The organism is Sulfurisphaera javensis (genome assembly GCF_041154675.1).
GTDB lineage: Archaea > Thermoproteota > Thermoprotei_A > Sulfolobales > Sulfolobaceae > Sulfurisphaera > Sulfurisphaera javensis.
The window spans coordinates 1557404-1575949 of record NZ_AP031322.1 but is presented as its reverse complement, the minus strand read 5'-3'; the positions used below and the strand labels follow the sequence as shown (position 1 = coordinate 1575949).

The window sequence follows — 18546 nt, the reverse complement described above, 5'->3', positions numbered from 1 at the left end:
TAAATGACAATTTCAGCACCAGAGGTACTTAAATTCTAGTGAATTTTACGCTATATAAAATGATTCACTTTCTACTATAAATACTCAAACATAGTGAATATTAGAAGGCAAAGAAAAAGGATATGTTAATAAATCATTTACCTTGAATTTCAGCTTTAAATTCCTCATAAGCTTTTCTTACTTCATCAACAGAAGCCTCATCTTCTAATGTGGTAACATCTCCTACTGGTTGGTTAGTTATTACTGCTCTAACTACTCTTCTCATTATTTTTCCACTTCTTGTCTTAGGCAACTTAGAAACAAAATAAACTCCACCTAAAGTTGCAATTGGCCCTACTTTATCTCTAACGGTTTTTAGTATATCATCCATTAATTCTTTGCTTGGTGTATAACCTTGTTTTAAGATTATGAAAGCTACCGGAACTTCGCCCTTAACTGGATCTGGTATTCCTACAACAGCAGACTCTGCAACTGCAGGATGTTCAATAATTGCAGATTCAAGCTCATATGTACCTAATCTATGTCCAGCAACTTTAATTACTTCATCAGCTCTCCCTAAAATCCAGAAATATCCATCAGAGTCTCTTACAGCATAATCACCCGCATAGAACATACCAGGGAACTTACTCCAATAAACCTTAATATACCTCTCTGGATCTCTATGAATTGTTAGAGGCATACCGGGCCAAGGATTCTTTATAACTAAATACCCTCTCTCCTCTGGCTTTGTAGGATTGCCATTTTCATCTACAACATCAGCTTCCACTCCTAAAATTGGCATTGCATTAGTTCCAGGCTTTAATGGGATTAAATATAATCCGGGCAAATGACTAATCATTATTCCTCCAGTCTCTGTCATCCACCATGTACTTCCAAAAGGAATTTCTTCTCTGCCTACTAATTTAAAGAACCATTCAAATGCCTCTGGATTAATTGGTTCACCAACGGAATGCATAATTCTTACTGTATTCACCTTATGCTTCTTTATCCACTCATCTCCATACTTCATAAATGATCTAATTGCTGTAGGTGAGGTATACAAGATCGTAATTCCATATCTTTCAATTATTGAAACCCATCTATCTGGTTGAGGCCAATCTAATGCCCCTTCATACATTATCTCAGTTACGCCTTCTTGTAATGGACCAAAAACTATGTATGAATGACCGGTTACCCAACCAATATCTGCAGTACACCAATAAATGTCATCATCTCTAACATCAAATACCCATCTCATTGTTGCATGTAATAATGTCATATAACCTCCGGTATCATGAACAATTCCCTTCGGTTTTCCAGTAGTACCAGAAGTATAAAGGATATACAGAGGGTCTTCACTCTTCATCCTTTCAGGCTCAACATAGACATCTATTGGAACATCTTTCATAACCTCATCATAATACTTGTCTCTTCCTTCAATCATATTTACCTTATTCCCAACCCTTCTTACAACTATAACGTCCTTAATAGTTGAAACTTTTTCTAAAGCCTTATCAGCAATATCCTTTAATGGTACTACTTTTCCTCTTCTCCATCCTCCATCAGCAGTAATCAACATTTTTGCTTGAGCATCATCAATTCTAGTAGCTAAAGCATCTGCGCTAAAGCCAGAAAATACTACGCTAAAGACAACACCAATTCTGGCTAATGCAAGCATAAAGATTGGTAATTCAGGAATCATTGGTAAATAAATTGTTACAGCATCGCCTTTCCTTAAACCATATTTTTCTCTTAATAGGTAAGCTGTCCTGTTTACTTCTCTAAATAAGTCGTAATAAGTTAGTTTCTTAACTTCAGTAGGGTTTCCATTTTGATCTACTGGCTCTCCTTCCCAAATTATAGCTACTTTATTTTTCCTCCAGCTTTTTGCATGTCTATCAACTGTTAAATAAGAAGCATTTAATTCACCACCAACAAACCATTTATAGAAAGGTGGGTTAGAGTCGTCAATTATTTTCTCCCATGGCTTAAACCACTCAAGCTCTGAAGCCACTGAAGCCCAGAACTGTTTATATTCTTTTACGCTTTGAGAATGTATTTCCTTATATGTATTTATGCTTACTAATTTATTTGACTTAGGGTTTATCTTTTTTTCAAATGGTAATGCCCATGTTACTGACATAGTGATATATTTGTAGAACTTATTTTAATATCTTATACTAATAAACTTTTAATAATAAACTTTATTACTATATACTTCAAATAATATTGATATGACAGAACAAAAAAGAGCTAATCCTGCACCTTTAGGTCTGTCTGGATTTGCACTAACTACATTAGTGCTTAGTGTATTTAACGCTGGATTACTGAGCCAAGGATCTTCAGTTGTAGTAGGATTAGCTGCATTTTATGGTGGTTTAGCGCAGTTACTTGCTGGAATACTTGAATGGAGAGCAGGTAACACTTTTGGTTATACTGCTTTCTTTACTTATGGAGCCTTTTGGGAATGGTATTTTGTAACTTCTATGTTTATTTCTGGGGTAACTGCACAGGGAGTAGGACTTGTATTAATAGCTTTCGGAATCTTCACACTAGTTATGTGGTTTGGAACTTTTAAGTCAAATCTTGGATTGTTTGCAACTTTCCTACTCTTATGGATAACATTCTTCTTGCTAGGAATTGGGTCTATGGTTTCTAGTACTGCTTTGATTCATGCCGGCGGATATGTAGGAATATTAACTGCTATTGCAGCCTGGTATACTGGATTGGCAATGGTAGTTGCTGAAGCTTTAGGAACGAATCCACCTTTAGGTAGACCTATAATGAAGTAATCTCTTTATTTTTATACTTTCTTTTTTAACTTTTATTTATGGGTTATGTTGATGCACACACTCATATATGGTTTAAGGAAGTCTATCCCTTATCTCAGAACATCCCTTCAGTACAAGAAATTATAAAAGAAATGGACACTGTAAATATGGACTTCGTAGTTATAATAGCCTATCCAAGTAGGGAATTATGGGGAACAAAAGAGGATTTTCCTATTAATATGATTAACTTTCTAAAACCTTATTCTGATCGTTTTTCTATTATAGGAGGTGTTGAAGTAAATAAGCTTTCCCTCACTGAGGTTAAATATTGGGTAGAAAAACAATATGAAGCTGGTGTTTCAGGTTTTAAAATTCACCCTGTTCATCAGTGGATTAAACCAAATGATTATAGGGAAGAAGAGAGAGGAATAAAAGGATTAGAGTTCCTTTACGAGTTCGCTCAAGATCATAATTTACCCGTGATTATACATACTGGCACTAGTATGTTTGATAAAGCAAGGAATAAGTATGGTGACCCTATTTTTGTTGATGATGTCGCAGTTGATTTTCCTAAGCTAAAGATTGTTATGGCACATATGGGAAGACCAAATTGGGTACCTACTGCATTTCAGTTGGTGAGAATTAGGAAAAATATTTATGCCGAAATTTCATCAATTCCTCCTAAAAAATTACTTGAATATTTGCCTAGGCTAGAAGAGATAAGCTACAAGACAATATATGGTAGTGATTACGGAGGCCCTGGAGTTAAGAGTCTATCAGAAAACTTACGGAATTTTCTTTCATTAAATATTTCTTCTGAAGCAAAAGAGAAAATAACTAATAAAAATCCTAAAGAATTATATAAAACAATACATTATTAAAGGAGAAAGAATAATTGAATTTATAGATTTGTAGTTCATCATGAAGTCGTATTAGAACCTATTTATACTTTCATGGAATATAGGTGAATAATTTTTCATTTTAGCTACAAATAATATAAAATTTAAACATTATGAAAGCCGAGTTTTTTAATCACTATTTGTAATTATAAATTATGAAGAAAAGCTTACTTTTAGGGAATGAAGCAATAGCCTTTGGTGCTTTAAAATCTGGAATTTCTGTAGCTGCTGGCTATCCTGGAACTCCTTCAACTGAAATAATTGAGACATTGCAAAGATTTAAGGATAGGTATGTAGAATGGAGTGTTAATGAGAAAGTTGCATTTGAGACAGCTTATGGAGCAAGTATGATGGGAGCTTACTCATTAGTAACAATGAAACATGTTGGTTTAAATGTAGCCTCAGATCCCTTAATGAGCAGTTCGTATACTGGAATAGATGGAGCTTTTGTTATCGTCTCAGCCCAAGATCCTTCAATGTGGTCCTCTCAAAATGAGCAAGATAATAGATATTATGGTTTAATGGCATTAATACCAGTAATTGAACCCTATGATCCTCAGAGTGCCTATACGCTTACTATTAAGGCATTTAAATTATCTGAAAGAGTTCATCATCCAGTAATTTTAGCAACTAATACAAGAGTGAGTCATGTCAGAGGACCAGTAGAGTATGAAGAACCATCTTCTCCAATCTTTGGAAAACTCAAGAAGAAACCAGATAAATACTCTTTGGTACCTGAAGTGGCTAAGAAGAATAGGGAAGAACAGTTAAAAAGATGGGAATTAATCCAAGAGGAGATAAAGCAATTTAATGAAATTGAGGGAGAAGGAAATAAACTAATTATAGCCAGCGGGATAGCTTACTCTTATGTAAAAGAGTTAGCTCCAGAGTCGATGAAAATTCTAAGAATTTCTGCCCCAGTTCCTTTAAATAAAGAACAAATAATTTCAGCATTAGAAGGAGTAGATGAAGTATTAATTATTGAGGAACTAGAACCCATTGTAGAAATGCAAGTTAAGAACATTGCATTTGATGCAGGTTTTTCGATAAAAATTCACGGAAAAGACTACATACCTAGAAGTGGTGAACTTACACCAGATATTGTGGAATTTGCATTAAAGAAGTTTTTAGGGCTTTATTATGAGCCAAAAGCTATAAAGATTAAGGATATACCTCCAAGACCTCCAGCAATGTGCCCAGGTTGTCCACACAGATCGTCATTTGTTGATATAAAAAGAGGAATAACTCTAGGAGGTTTATCTCAAACTTTCTTCTCTGGAGATATTGGTTGTTACTCACTAGGAGTTTTACCACCTTTCCAAGAGCAAGATTCATTAACTGACATGGGAAGTAGTTTAGGTATTGCTAATGGGGTATATAGATCTACTGGAGTAATTCCAGTAGCAATTATTGGTGACTCAACTTTCTTCCATTCTGGTTTACCAGCACTTACTAATGCCGTTTATAACAATTTGCCAGTGTTAGTGATTGTGTTAGATAACAGAGTGACAGCAATGACTGGACAAAATCCAAGTCCATCTAGAGAAATCGACATACTTCAAGTTGCAAAGGGTTTAGGTGTAGAGTATGTAAAGGAAATAGATCCATTTAACCTTAAAGAAAGCGTAAAAATTATTGCAGATGCAACTAGTTGGGTTAAACAAAACAAAAAGCCTGCTGTAGTAGTAGCTAAAAGAGCTTGTGCACTTGAAGTTATCGATAAATTTGAGGAATTACCAATTGCTGAAGTTAAGTTAGAGAAGTGTACCGGCTGTACTATATGTTACGATTACTTCACATGCCCAGCTATTATACCTAGAGAAGATAAAAAAGCTACTATTGACACTAACTTATGTATCGGATGCGGTGCTTGTATTCCTATTTGCCCTTATCAAGCAATAGAATTGAAAGGAAAAATACCTAAAGGGTGGGATGAAGTATGGAGAAGTTAAACATTTTAATTGCTGGTGTTGGAGGTCAAGGAGTTATAACTCTAGGTAAAATAATTGCACAATCAGCGTTAATATCTGGAGTAAAAGCTTTAGTTGCTGAAACTCATGGACTAGCTCAAAGGGGAGGAGCAGTAAATGTTCACGTTAGATTGGGTGAAGTATATTCGCCTTTGATAAGGAAAGCTGACCTCCTAGTGGCTTTAGAGGCTACTGAGGCTCTTAGGAATTTATCTTATGCAGATGAAAATACTATGATAATATTAAATGAGAGAGTAGAAAAGTCTGTATTGCCTAAAATAAGGATGTTGTCCTTAGAGGAGATAAAGGATCGTCTTAGAGAATATAAGGTTTTATCAGTTAATGCTGATAAAATAGCTGTTCAAGGAGGAAACCCTAGAGGGACAAACATTGTCATGCTAAGCGTTATGATGGAGCTAAAACTTTCTAAGTTTATCAAAGAGGATGTATTACTTTCTTTGCTTGATGAAAGAAATAGAAAAGTATATCTTCTTGGAAAACAATTCATTAAAGGATGGTTATATGCTAAGTAGAAAAATTATTGAAGAAAGTAATATTTATTTAGCGACTTCAACTAGAGACCCAGAGAATTTGCCTTTAGTTATTGACCACGGGGAAGGAGTATGGTTATATGATATTGATGGAAACAAATATTTAGACTTTACATCTGGAATTGGTGTAAATAATTTAGGATGGCCTTCTCATCCAGAAGTTATAAAAATTGGAATTGAACAAATGCAAAAACTTGCACACTCTGCTGGGAACGATTTTTATAACGTCCCTCAACTTGAGTTAGCCAAAAAACTTGTAACATATTCTCCCGGAAGCTTTCAGAAAAAAGTCTTTTTCTCTAATAGTGGCACAGAGGCTATTGAAGCTTCAATAAAGTTGGCTAAAGCAACGGGGAAAAAATACTTAATAGCATTCTTAGGTGGATTTCACGGAAGAACTTTTGGTTCACTTTCGCTGACAGCAAGTAAGGCAATCCAGAGAAGTGTTATTGGTCCATTTATGCCAGGAGTCATTCACGTACCTTATCCAAATCCTTATAAAAATCCATGGCACATAAATGGTTATGAAGAACCAGATGAATTGATAAACAGAGTTCTTGAGTTTCTCGAGGAATATGTGTTTGTGCACTTAGTGCCACCAGAAGAAGTTGCAGGAATATTCTTTGAGCCAATACAAGGTGAAGGAGGATATGTTATTCCACCTAAAAACTTCTTTCCTAAACTACAAAAGTTAGCTTCTTCTCACGGAATACTTCTAATAGATGACGAAGTACAAATGGGAATGGGAAGAACTGGAAAGCTTTTTGCAATAGAAAACTTTCATATTGCACCAGATATAATTACATTAGCAAAAGCATTAGGCGGAGGAATTATGCCAATAGGGGCTACAATATTCAGAAAGGATCTTGATTTAAAACCGGGTATGCATAGTAACACTTTTGGTGGAAATGCATTAGCTTGTGCAATTGGGTTCAAAGTTATAGACATTGTAAAAGAGTTATTACCTCATGTGAATAAAATAGGAAAAATATTTAGCGAAGAACTTCAAGGACTAGCAGATGACGTTAGGGGAATTGGATTAGCATGGGGATTAGAATATAATGAGAAAAAGATCAGGGATAGGATAATTGCTGAAAGTTTTAAGAGAGGACTTTTGCTTTTACCAGCTGGAAGAAGTGCAATTAGAGTTATACCTCCACTAGTAATTACTGAAGAAGAAGCTAAAATTGGGTTAGATATTTTGAAAAAAACTGTGAAGAGTGTGAGAAGTTGATCAAATGGGTTCATATAGAAAGTTGGGACAAGTGCGAGATATGTTATGCTTATTTTAAGGCTGGGATCCAACATAAAAATTCACTTAATTGCTATAAACTAGGAATTCCAATAAGAAGCCTTAAAATTCCTTTATTAGATTTTATCGAAATTATTAAGAAAAAAGGCTATGTGAGTAAATACTCCATCTTTCCCTTCCCTATTTCCCTCTTATCTAAAGGTGTTATAATTCTTTACTTTAACTCCGAGGAAGAGATGAAAAAAGCAATAGAGGAATTAGGACAGTATGTAGTAGAAGAACCTAAAGATAAATTCTTTTATGATACTTTTGTTAATGTTGATTGGATAGGAGGATTTAATTATAGGAGAGGATGCCCAGAGTATGATAAATTTGGAGATTGGAGAAAATGGAAAAAGATTTAATGCTAGAGATGTCATATAAAGATTATAATGCACATTAATCTCGTTGCATTCTTTGAGATTAATTTCTGAGATTTAAAATAAGTATATAAATATTTCTATAACTTTTCATTTAGGATTTAGCTTTCTTTGATATAAATCATCTCTTTCAATATCCTTATAAAGGCTACAAATATCTTAATTTTATGCCTTAATAATGGCACTATAAATTTATCAAGCATAAATTATATAAATTTACGAAATAACAATATTATATACTATTATCATTTTATTATATTAAATTTTATTTAATAATAATTTAGTCCTTAATTAAAACGATTTATTTCTATGAGATTTAGCTTATTGACATAGAAACATATTTTAAGAACTAGATACCTAATTACTCAAAGGCAATATACTAACTAAACTTACTATAATCAGATTAAAGAGAAGCATAATAAAAACAGAATTATCTTATATAATAAAATAAAAAAAAATTTATAAATTAAGTTTATCTTCTTCTTAAGAATATCACTGCTACAGCTATTATTATAATAATCACAACTACTATTCCAGCTACTAAAGCAACGTTAATGCTTGGAGTAGTTGTTGTAGTAGTAGGCGGAATCGATGTAGTTGTAGTAGGCGGAACAACAGTCGTAGTAGTGATAACTGGTGTTACATTAAGGCTTCCATAACTAAATTCTTCTCTCATCTGTCCATTAACTGTCCAAACTGCCTTTGCAACAATCTCATATAAGCCCGGCTGTAACATAGAAGTATTTATAGTAGCCTGATAAATTCCATTACCTAAATTCTTTGCAATAACCATATACGGTTTTCCATTAACAGTAACATCAGTATAAGTATGCCCGGGAACATCTAAGTACTTAAGATAAACATATACTGTAGCATTACTTATCTGTGTAGGTATTAACATATCAGTAGAGTTATCCCAACTATATGCAGTTATATTAGCAGTGAAAGTTGCTGCTTGACCTTGTTTTACAGTTTGCAAGAACAATAATGGGTTAATTCTAAAGTAGTGCAAATTAGCATGAACAACTATTTCTTCAGCTGGTACATTCCACTCTCCCCAAATATATGGGCCACTAGATATTAATGGAGCAATTTTTTCAGCATATACAGTTGCTGGGTTAGTAGTATTAAATATATGAGCTGGAACAATTGGGAATTCAGTAAGAGTATAGTACACATTCAAGAAGTTCGTACTATTCAAATATATTACAATCTGATATGGACCAGTAACATTAGTCCACACAATTGCAGGAATAGTATCGAATAGATCAGAATTTATATAACCATTATCTACCAAATATGTATAGTTTACATGTAATCCATCAAATGTGTTAGTACCCATCATTCCTGGTATGTCATACCACCATATTGTAAAGTTAACATCATAAGCCGTTAGTGGCACTCCATCAATCCATGTATCATTATGAACTAAATTCACTATTAATTTTGTACCATTTGGTATATATCTATTACCAGGTAATGTAACATTATGAATATAGACAATTGTCCAGTTCTTAGCTACCCAGGGTATTAAGGCTTGTGGCGAGACAGTGGATGGCATAGTATAGTTTATCACTGCTAATGAATCATATAAATCGTCTAACGTGTTAAATGCATATAAGCTTACACTTGCATATGGATTCATATGCCTTGGAGTATCTCCACTTACAGAAGAGAAGATAAATGTACCATTTAGAGCACTGCTTGTAGGATGTACATTGAAAATACTTATTGAATATACTGAAGTTACATTAAGATAAATATAGTTTGCCCAATTTGGTAAGTAAACTCCTTGAATAGCGTTGCTCCAAACTATTATTATATAAGGTAATTCTACTTGCAAATCATATTCGACCTGTTTCACAAGGTTTATTGAATCGTTCAAAGTTGGTGCTGTAGCAGATTCAGTTATTAGATTATCAATAGTTGAATTAGAGAAACCACCTACATTTTGAGGATTAGTGTAAATAGACAACCATGCTGGTACATCCGCACCTAAACTAATCCAACCAAATGTTGTTATGTTGAAATCAGTATAGGGTGCTGTAGTTGCTAAAGTTATTAGTTCTCCGAAAGTCGTAGCTTCTGGTTTAATTGTTAAGTTAATTGCTGCTGCTTGTGTCTCTAAGTAACTAGCAAATCTTTGTGCTGGAGTACTACTCGTTGGATAAATGAAAGTTAATACTAAGGGTTTTCCGTTATAGTACCATTGTCCATTTACATGAGTAATACCGGGTACTTTTTCTAAGTACATTACTGCTCTTGTTAAGTTATAAGATTCATACTTCTCGTAATAAGTTATAACTTGAGGATTAAACCATTCACCATATATTTTTGGATTAATAAAATATGGTATATCTTGTCCTAATAGTCCATTATCCCATACTATATCTGTTATATTTTCTGGGTTTAATAAACTGCTTATTGCATATCTAAAGTATAGGTTTGCTGTTAAATTGTTTCCAAATGCGAAAACAAGTTGACCAAAACTTTCGACTGGTGAAATACCAACAAAGATTTTACCTTTATATTGAGTTAATAAAGTTTTTATTTCAGATGCATGATCTAATGTGGCAAAGTCTATTTTTCCTTGTATTAAGGCATTATATTCATCTGTATGTGTACTATATGCGTAGAGGTAGATTATTGTTCCTACCCATGGCGCATTATAATGTACTTCATTCCAATTTAACACTGGTGTATTAAAGTTCGCTATAGCGAATGAACTTGCTATTGTTCCAGCGTTTATTAAGATAAAGGCTGATATAAAGAATAACAATATGTATATCGTTGACTTATTTAATCTACTTTGCATATCATAATTTTAAATGGCACCTTTATATATTTTTTCGTATCTCTTTAATTTTTTTGAAAGGCTATTATTGATCATTATATTATGTATAACAAAATAATGAAGAGTTTATTTCCTTTAGTTATTAATATTATTATAGAAAAATTGATATATTAGAAGTTTTTGAATATTAATATAATTCCAGTAAAATTATTTCCTTGTTGGTAGTATCCGACTCCTAAAGCCTCATTCTGAAAGCTCGTTAATTCTTCAATTACAATATAAGGCTTTGAGAATATACTCTTCAAATTATTTATTTTATCACCATAGAGAATTACAGTTCCATATGCCGTTCCATTACTAGTAATAAAAGGTACTCTTAAAGAAACTAAAAGAGAATTTGAAGAAGTAGAGGTAATTGACGTAACTATCCCTAGTTTGTACTCTAAGTTAATTGGATATGCCTGTGTTCTGTTTATTATGGCTAAGAATGGTTCGGGATTGTCTGGATTTGTTAGATTTTCTCCACCAATTATCCAGTTTCCATTCCAATAATATGCTGTTAATAAAACTCCTAGATGTAAAAAGTTAAATGAAATATTTGTAAATTTACTGTTCATTAAGATAGTAGCAGTCATATTAACTGCATTTCCGCCAACGATTATTGAAGATGAATTATTATTAGAGTAAATATAATATATTGTTGAAGCCCCACCCTGTACTTTGAAATCTGATGGAAGATCTGGAGATAAATCGTGAAAACCTGTTGAATTAACCTTTAGTAAAAAAGGAATCAAGAATGGTGACTGAGAAATACCGTATATATAAGCATTACCTCCTATTAGCCAGTATTTTCCAGTCCAATCAATTGCAAATACTTGACCTAAAGTATAGAAGGAAGGAATAATTTTACTAAGATTATAGATTTCACCAGTAAGAATGTTGATTCCTACTAAACTACTATGTAAGGTCCCGTTAATTCTTGTACTTCCGCCAATCATTACAAAAGTTCCATTATAACCTAAAGAGTAAATATATCCTTCTTTAAAGTAATTACTTATGTTAAAGGGTAAAAAGGTATTGTTATTTAAAAAATATATACCAGCAACTCCTTGAGGGATGGTATTGTTATTTAAAAAATATACTCCACCAAGTAATAATTCTTTATTATTAATTACTTCAATAGAATATATTTTAGAGAAATTATTTAGTTTTATAATTACATATTTAGGAGAAGTAAAATATGCATAAGCTGAATAGATAATTACAATTAGTATTAAAGAAATTACTATGCTTACAAAAACAAGTTTTACATTCATAACTTCACCTATACGATTAACTATTTTTAATTTTTTGGTAAGTGTGCTATTTCAATTTTTAATATTTAGAGTAAAGCTAATGATAACGGCCAATTATTTGAGATAACTTTTATATACAACGCATAAGAGGATATAGTAGTAGATTAATAGAAAAATTATTTCAAAATAAGGTGATTCTTGATATGGCTCTCGAGGAGAGAAAAAGGAATACGTTCCTTTCTGAAGTATCTAGAAGAATTCCACTAAAGTACTTAATTAAGAGGCTTATTGAAAGGATAATACTTCTAGTAGTTATTGTTTCCTTCTTGTTCTTCCTATTTAGAGTTCTTCCTCTTGCTTTTCATGTAAACCCAGCTAGTTTTTATGTCCCTCCTACATATAAAGGCCTTTCAAGAAGTACATTAATAGAAGCAATAGATAGACAATGGGGTCTTAATCAACCATTATACATTCAGTACATAGACTACCTTAAAAATATGTTAACTTTCCACTTTGGTTACTCCTTGACCTATGACGAAAGTATAACTGCTTTAGTAATGCAAGCAATACCAGTAGATCTTCTAATTCTTATACCAAGTTTATTTTTAAGTACAGTTTTAGCAATTATTCTTGGAATATTATCTGCTACAAAACAAGGAAAACTGGTCGATACTATAAACTCAACTATCGCTATCTTTACTTACTTTATTCCTGCATTTTGGATATTCGCTATAGTTCTCTATGTCTTTGGTTACGAATTAGGCTGGGTTCCAACAAATATAGCAGAGGCATTAACTAAAAATGGAGTCCCATTACAAGGGTTCGCATATATTGCTGGACTTCTAAAGTTTATAGCATTACCAGTTATTTTACTTACAGTTTTATCTTATGGAGTAAGAATGATATTAACTAGAGCTTATGGCATTGATGCATCTAATAGTCATTTTGCTACTTATCTTAAAGCTAGAGGGATATCTAATAGAACTATTCTTTATAAACACATAGCTAGAAATGCTATGATTCCAGCAGTAACAAGGACAGGCATTGATTTTGCGTTCGTTTTAGCTGGTGCTGTTTTCGTAGAAGAAATCTTTAATTATTATGGGATGGGTGTCCTATTAGTTCAGTCAGCAGAAACATTTAATGTTCCTATCTTGGAAGCAGTATTTTATATTATAAACTTGTACGCAATAATAGTATTGCTTGTATTGGATTTCATTTATCCATTTATAGATCCTAGGGTGAAATATGAATGAATAAATTTATTAAAGATTTATTTAGTAGAAAATCCTTTATAATCTCATTAATTATTCTTATTATTTTTGTTTTTATAGCTGCTGCAGCACCAATCCTTACACCTTATTCTAATCCTTATTCTACTTCAGAATATTATGTTGCTGGACCTTATGCTGTACCCTCGTGGGCCACAATATTTCCTCAATATAAATTGTATCCGCCTAATTTAATAATTCATTTAAGTAGCCCAAGAATAGTTGGCAATGTAACTATTACGCAGAGTGATAACACATATGAAATAATAATTCCTCCAGGTAAATTTGTGAATCTTACTTATTCATTTTACTGGAAATATATTGATCCATACTCTTTTTCAATATCTTTTAATATAACTCCTAAAACTAATCAAGGAGTTCAAGTTAATGTGTATTTTATAAACTCTACTGGATATCATTACTTCTTAGCTAGTTATGCTCCACAATCTTATGCTTTACTTTATACATATCCAGTACAAACGCTCACATTAAATAAGCTGAATATAATATCTATAAGTAGTGAGTCGTTAAATCCATCAGACAGTCCTTTCTTTTCCTCTTTAAGTGCATATGAACAAGTAGTTTATTCCTTGAGTTTTATGAGTTACACTTTAGGCAAACCAGGAAATGTCGAAGTAATGGTTTCCGTAGTTAATCTAGGAAGTACTCCAGCTAAGGTTATAATTAGTAACCCAGTTTTCAGTGATAAGGGAAAAGCATTTGGTATTTTAGGTACAGACTATAATGGAGCTAGTGTATTTGCTGAATTTGTCTATGGAACTAGATTTGATCTAATTTTAAGTTTATTAGCTTCAATTTTAATAGTAGGAATTGGTTTAGTAATTGGTCTTGTTGCTGGTTACGTTGGAGGAAAAACGGATTTAGTTTTAAATTCAATAACTGATTTCTTCCTTACAATCCCTGGATTACCTTTGATTATAGTGCTAGAAACTGTATTATTAGTATCTGGTGTTCTAGCAAAAATAAGTAAGGCTGATTTAATTCTTTTAATTATAGCTGGACTTTCTTGGATGGGAACAATGAAGATAATAAGATCAGTAACTTTGTCACTTAAAAGTAGAACATTTATAGAAGCCGCAAGGGCTCTGGGAGGAGGTTCATTCTATATAATTAGGAGACATATATTGCCAAATATCCTAGGTGTTGTGTTTGCTCAAATCGCTTATGATGTCCCTACGGTAATATTAATTGAGTCCGGTTTAGATTTTCTTGGTTTAGGAATAACTGGCTTCCCCACATGGGGAAATATGCTAGGTTATGCCACCATGAACGCATCATCAGCTAATGGTTTTGCATGGTGGTGGGTTCTTCCACCTGGATTAGGAATAGTACTATTGTCTATAGCATTTTATTATATAGGATCAGCACTTCAAGATGTACTAAGCCCATATAGGACTAGAGGTGAGTAAGTTGATAGACAGTAGCATTCTTTCTATAAAAGGATTAAAAACGTATTACAAAACTAAGGAGGGTTACGTTAAAGCCGTAGATGACGTTTCCTTTCAAGTTCCTAAAGGTTCTGTTGTTGGAATTGCAGGTGAATCTGGATCTGGTAAGTCAACAATTGTTCAGAGTATTTTCAAGGTTTTACCAAGAAATGCAGAAATAAAAGAAGGAAGTATTGAATTTGAAGGAAAAGATATTCTTAAGATAGATGAAAAGATATTTAATAAAGAAATTAGATGGAAAAAGATAAGCTGGATCCCACAAGTGTCTATGGATGTTTTAGATCCAGTATATAAAATAAAAGATCAACTATTAGAAACAATTTTTGCTCATGAAGACATTAGTAAAGCTGAAGCCATGGAAATAATTGTAAACCAATTAAGGGCTGTAAATCTACCTTTGGACGTTTTAGATAGATATCCTTACGAACTTTCTGGAGGACAGAAACAAAGAGTAGTAATAGCTACAGCATTATTATTAAACCCAGAGTTAGTAATAGCTGACGAACCAACTACTGCACTTGATGTTATTGTTCAAGCCCAAATATTAAACATTATTAGAAAACTGAAGGAAGAAAGAAATTTTAGTATGATTTTTGTGACTCATGACTTAGCACTATTAGCTGGAATTAGTGATTATATAGTTATACTTTATGCTGGAAAGGTAGTGGAAATGGGCAAGACTGAAGAAATATTTAAATCGCCAATGCATCCTTATACACAGTTACTCCTAAAATCAATTCCTGATGTCAGGAAAAGAAAAGAAAGATTACATGGTATACCGGGAGAGCCTCCAGATTTAATTAATCCACCACAAGGTTGTAGGTTTTACCCCAGATGCCCGTTTGCAATGGATATATGTAAAAAAGAGGAACCTCAGTTGGTTAACATAAGCCCTACACATTATGTTGCTTGCCACTTAAGGAAGTGATTTACATGATTGAAACAAAAAATCTAAAAGTTATTTTTAAAACTCCTAGAGGTCCAATAAAAGCAGTAGATAATGTTAACGTTGCAATCAGAGAAAAAGAAATTATAGCATTAGTTGGAGAATCTGGAAGTGGAAAGACAACATTAGGTAAAACTATTCTTGGATTAATTAAACCTACTGAAGGAGAAGTAATTTGGAATGGAATTAATATAAGTGAATTAAAAGGAAGAAAATTAAATGAATTTAGATTAAAAAATCAAATAATATATCAAGACCCATTTGACGCAATAGATATAAGAATGAGAGTATATGATGTAGTTGCTGAAGGAATAAGATTACATCATTTAGCAAAAAGTAAACAAGAAGAAAGAGAAATGATTTATAACATATTAAAATCTGTTGGTTTATCCCCTCCAGAGCAGTTTAGTGTTGCATATCCTACACAACTATCTGGAGGACAATTACAAAGAGTTGCAATTGCTAGAGCAATTGTATTAAACCCAGAATTTTTAGTTGCTGATGAACCTGTGTCAATGCTTGATGTATCTATAAGGGCTGATATATTAAATATCTTTCTAGATTTAAGAGAAGAACGAGGTACTTCAATATTAATGATCACGCACGATCTAGCTACAGCAGCTTATGTTGCTGATAGAATCTACGTAATGTACTTAGGGAAAGTAATAGAATTTGGAAGAGTAGATCAAATTGTAGACAACCCCAAACATCCTTATACACAAGCATTAATTTCATCAATTCCAATTCCTGAACCTGGATATGTCATTCAAACAAAATTAAACGAGCCAGATTCTCCTGTTCCTGCAAACGGTTGTCCGTTATATCCCAGATGTCCGTTTAGAAAAGATATTTGTAAAAAAGAAGAACCTAGAATTAAGGAAGTTGAGCCAGAACATTATGTCGCATGCCACTTATACTGATGAAGAAAGACTTTTAAAAATTGATAAGGTTTTTTATATATCATTTTTAGTTTTCGTTATATTAGGTGTAATTTCATATTACGTTAATTTTCTAACGTTCTTTATTTCTTCAATAATTGTAGGAATAGGACTTTTAATTATAAGAGAGTATAATCTTTTAAAATCGTTGAAATATCTTAAAAAAGACAGAGTATATAAAATAAAACCTAAGATGAGCCTACAGAAAAAAGAATCAATTATCACTCAATTAACTACGTTTTTACTTATTATTTTACCTTTGTTGGCGCTTTATTTAGCCCCTATACCAATTAACTTAAGTATAGCATTAGGTATAGTGGGCGGATGGCCATTAAGCAATCTATTTATTCAATTTTTATTACTACTTTTAGAAAATAATCTCAATGGAAAAATATACAGTATAATTATTTGGGAAGAAATAGATAATGAATATTATATTAAGGAATATGGATACATTGTAAAATAAAGTAGCAGTTCTTCTCAACTTCGTCTTTAAGCAAGATAATTTCAGTTATATTTTATAATAAAAGAGATAAATAATTTATAATAGAAAAGGGTTTTAAGGATAGAATTTTTATATTAAAAAGCCATCTATATAAAGAAAGTATATTAGATATTATTATAAATCGTTGCACTATCAGAAGATCTTTGGATCATTATTTATAACTTGTGATAAAAACCATAATAAATGACTAGTAATATTTAAATTAATACCTAGAATAGTTTCAATCAGAAGTCATTTTAGTATTTTCATGAACTGTAATTTATAACACTATGAAATCAATCTCTATCCATACCATATAAAACGGAAAAATTAGATACAATGCCTAGTGCTAAGAATAAATGAAAAAGTAATAAATAGATATTAGGATATAAAGTATAAATTCCGCCTATTATGCTTGTAACAATTAATAGAAAGAGATTCCCTAAAACAATTCTTCTCCTAACCTCTTTTGTAACCCTTATTCCATAAATGCAAACGATTAAAATGAGAACTGCTAAGATAAAGTGAAAGTAAAAAAGAATTGAGGAAACACCAAAAAATACCATTGAGTTCCCAAGTAGTATTTGAATTATTGCCAATCCAGCACCGATAAGCCATAAAATGTTATTTCTCAATTTTTCTCGCCCTAGAAATTAAAATTCCTAAGAACATTAAAGAAATTCCTATAACTTGTATCTTATAGGGAATTACACCAAGAAATATATCTTCTATAGTAGTCAAAATTGGGACAGAGAAAGCTAATACTGTGACTTTAGTGACTTTCTCTATTTTAACCATCAAGTTCCATAAAAAGAAAGATATTGCCCCTCCTAGAGTTGAAATATAAGCTATTCCCTCAAAGAATTCAGGGTTAAAGTTAATGTCATAATCTAAAGGCAATAAAGAACTAAATATGATACTGCCAATAAGAAATTGACTGAAATTTATTGAAATAGCATCATAATTCCTTAGTTTTCTATAGAACACAGAAAATAATGCCCAAAATATTGCATTTACTACTGTAACAATAGCTCCAAAGAGTGTAAATCCATAAGATAAAGGCAAACCGTAAAGTACTACTCCAGAAAAACCTATAATAAGCCCTAATAGTTCTAATTTACTTGGTTTTTCAGACAAAATAAGTATCGAAATAGGAATGGAAAATAATGGCATAGTATAACTTAATACCGCTGATTCACCTGGAGTAACATATTTTAAACCTAAAGCCCATAACAGTGACGATAAACTTGTATAAATTGATAATTGAAGAATATCCTTATTAAAAATAAATTTTCCACCTATAATAAAGAATATAAACGTTGATATCATATATCTGATCAAATTAAATATAATTGGAGAGGAATACGTTACTGCTTCTTTTGCAAAGTAATAGTTTAATGAGCCAAAAATAACGTAAGGGAATAAGTATTTAAATACTGTAAGTTTAACTCTCACGCCATGAAATTTGGATAAAGAATTTAAAGTTATCTTGCAAAACCTTGCATCTA

The 18546-nt window shown here is 32.2% G+C and carries 16 protein-coding genes; 11 read left to right on the top strand and 5 right to left on the bottom strand.

The window, feature by feature from the left end:
• Positions 1-133: 133 nt before the first annotated feature.
• Positions 134-2122: an acetate--CoA ligase gene (gene acs / locus ACAM25_RS08775; protein ID WP_369609356.1), complete on the bottom strand. Its 1989-nt coding sequence runs from the start codon at positions 2120-2122 to the stop codon at positions 134-136.
• 91 nt (positions 2123-2213) lie between these two features.
• On the opposite strand from acs, the gene ACAM25_RS08770 reads away from it, so the two are divergent.
• The 6 genes from ACAM25_RS08770 to ACAM25_RS08745 all read left to right on the top strand — a co-directional run bounded on the left by ACAM25_RS08770 (position 2214) and on the right by ACAM25_RS08745 (position 7826).
• Positions 2214-2771 (top strand): acetate uptake transporter, encoded by a 558-nt coding sequence (locus ACAM25_RS08770; protein ID WP_369609355.1) that lies wholly within the window; start codon positions 2214-2216, stop codon positions 2769-2771.
• Positions 2772-2809: 38 nt separating this feature from the next.
• A complete protein-coding gene (locus ACAM25_RS08765) occupies positions 2810-3631 on the top strand; it encodes an amidohydrolase family protein (RefSeq protein ID WP_369609354.1) in 822 nt (273 codons plus the stop codon).
• A gap of 173 nt (positions 3632-3804) precedes the next feature.
• On the top strand, positions 3805-5601 hold the full coding sequence (locus tag ACAM25_RS08760) for a thiamine pyrophosphate-dependent enzyme (RefSeq protein ID WP_369609353.1): 1797 nt from the start codon (positions 3805-3807) through the stop codon (positions 5599-5601).
• The gene (locus ACAM25_RS08755) at positions 5589-6152 is read left to right on the top strand and encodes an indolepyruvate oxidoreductase subunit beta (RefSeq protein ID WP_369609352.1); all 564 of its coding nucleotides are present in this window, start codon (positions 5589-5591) and stop codon (positions 6150-6152) included. The genes ACAM25_RS08760 and ACAM25_RS08755 overlap by 13 nt, the downstream gene beginning before the upstream one ends.
• On the top strand, positions 6142-7404 hold the full coding sequence (locus ACAM25_RS08750; RefSeq protein ID WP_369609351.1) for an acetyl ornithine aminotransferase family protein: 1263 nt from the start codon (positions 6142-6144) through the stop codon (positions 7402-7404). The genes ACAM25_RS08755 and ACAM25_RS08750 overlap by 11 nt, the downstream gene beginning before the upstream one ends.
• Complete coding sequence (locus ACAM25_RS08745; RefSeq protein WP_369609350.1) at positions 7401-7826, top strand: hypothetical protein; 426 nt, start codon at positions 7401-7403, stop codon at positions 7824-7826. Before ACAM25_RS08750 ends, ACAM25_RS08745 begins: the two co-directional genes overlap by 4 nt.
• Before the next feature lie 487 nt (positions 7827-8313).
• Here ACAM25_RS08745 and ACAM25_RS08740 read toward each other — a convergent pair whose 3' ends face one another.
• Both ACAM25_RS08740 and ACAM25_RS08735 read right to left on the bottom strand, forming a co-directional pair.
• On the bottom strand, positions 8314-10656 hold the full coding sequence (locus ACAM25_RS08740) for an ABC transporter substrate-binding protein (RefSeq protein ID WP_369609349.1): 2343 nt from the start codon (positions 10654-10656) through the stop codon (positions 8314-8316).
• 149 nt (positions 10657-10805) lie between these two features.
• Complete coding sequence (locus ACAM25_RS08735; RefSeq protein ID WP_369609348.1) at positions 10806-11951, bottom strand: hypothetical protein; 1146 nt, start codon at positions 11949-11951, stop codon at positions 10806-10808.
• Between the two features lie 182 nt (positions 11952-12133).
• On the opposite strand from ACAM25_RS08735, the gene ACAM25_RS08730 reads away from it, so the two are divergent.
• Genes ACAM25_RS08730 through ACAM25_RS08710 form a run of 5 tightly spaced genes read left to right on the top strand, consistent with a single transcriptional unit; the run spans position 12134 to position 17020 of the window.
• On the top strand, positions 12134-13186 hold the full coding sequence (locus ACAM25_RS08730; RefSeq protein WP_369609347.1) for an ABC transporter permease: 1053 nt from the start codon (positions 12134-12136) through the stop codon (positions 13184-13186).
• Positions 13183-14631: an ABC transporter permease gene (locus tag ACAM25_RS08725; RefSeq protein ID WP_369609346.1), complete on the top strand. Its 1449-nt coding sequence runs from the start codon at positions 13183-13185 to the stop codon at positions 14629-14631. The genes ACAM25_RS08730 and ACAM25_RS08725 overlap by 4 nt, the downstream gene beginning before the upstream one ends.
• A 1-nt stretch (position 14632) precedes the next feature.
• Positions 14633-15598: an ABC transporter ATP-binding protein gene (locus ACAM25_RS08720; protein WP_369609345.1), complete on the top strand. Its 966-nt coding sequence runs from the start codon at positions 14633-14635 to the stop codon at positions 15596-15598.
• Between the two features lie 5 nt (positions 15599-15603).
• The gene (locus ACAM25_RS08715) at positions 15604-16536 is read left to right on the top strand and encodes an ABC transporter ATP-binding protein (protein ID WP_369609344.1); all 933 of its coding nucleotides are present in this window, start codon (positions 15604-15606) and stop codon (positions 16534-16536) included.
• A complete protein-coding gene (locus ACAM25_RS08710; RefSeq protein ID WP_369609343.1) occupies positions 16514-17020 on the top strand; it encodes a hypothetical protein in 507 nt (168 codons plus the stop codon). Before ACAM25_RS08715 ends, ACAM25_RS08710 begins: the two co-directional genes overlap by 23 nt.
• A 314-nt stretch (positions 17021-17334) precedes the next feature.
• On the opposite strand, the gene ACAM25_RS08705 is transcribed toward ACAM25_RS08710, so the two are convergent.
• Both ACAM25_RS08705 and ACAM25_RS08700 read right to left on the bottom strand, forming a co-directional pair.
• Positions 17335-17673, bottom strand: coding sequence for a hypothetical protein (locus ACAM25_RS08705; protein ID WP_369609342.1), 339 nt, complete (start codon positions 17671-17673; stop codon positions 17335-17337).
• Complete coding sequence (locus tag ACAM25_RS08700; RefSeq protein ID WP_369609341.1) at positions 17663-18493, bottom strand: DMT family transporter; 831 nt, start codon at positions 18491-18493, stop codon at positions 17663-17665. Before ACAM25_RS08700 ends, ACAM25_RS08705 begins: the two co-directional genes overlap by 11 nt.
• Positions 18494-18546 lie beyond the last annotated feature (53 nt).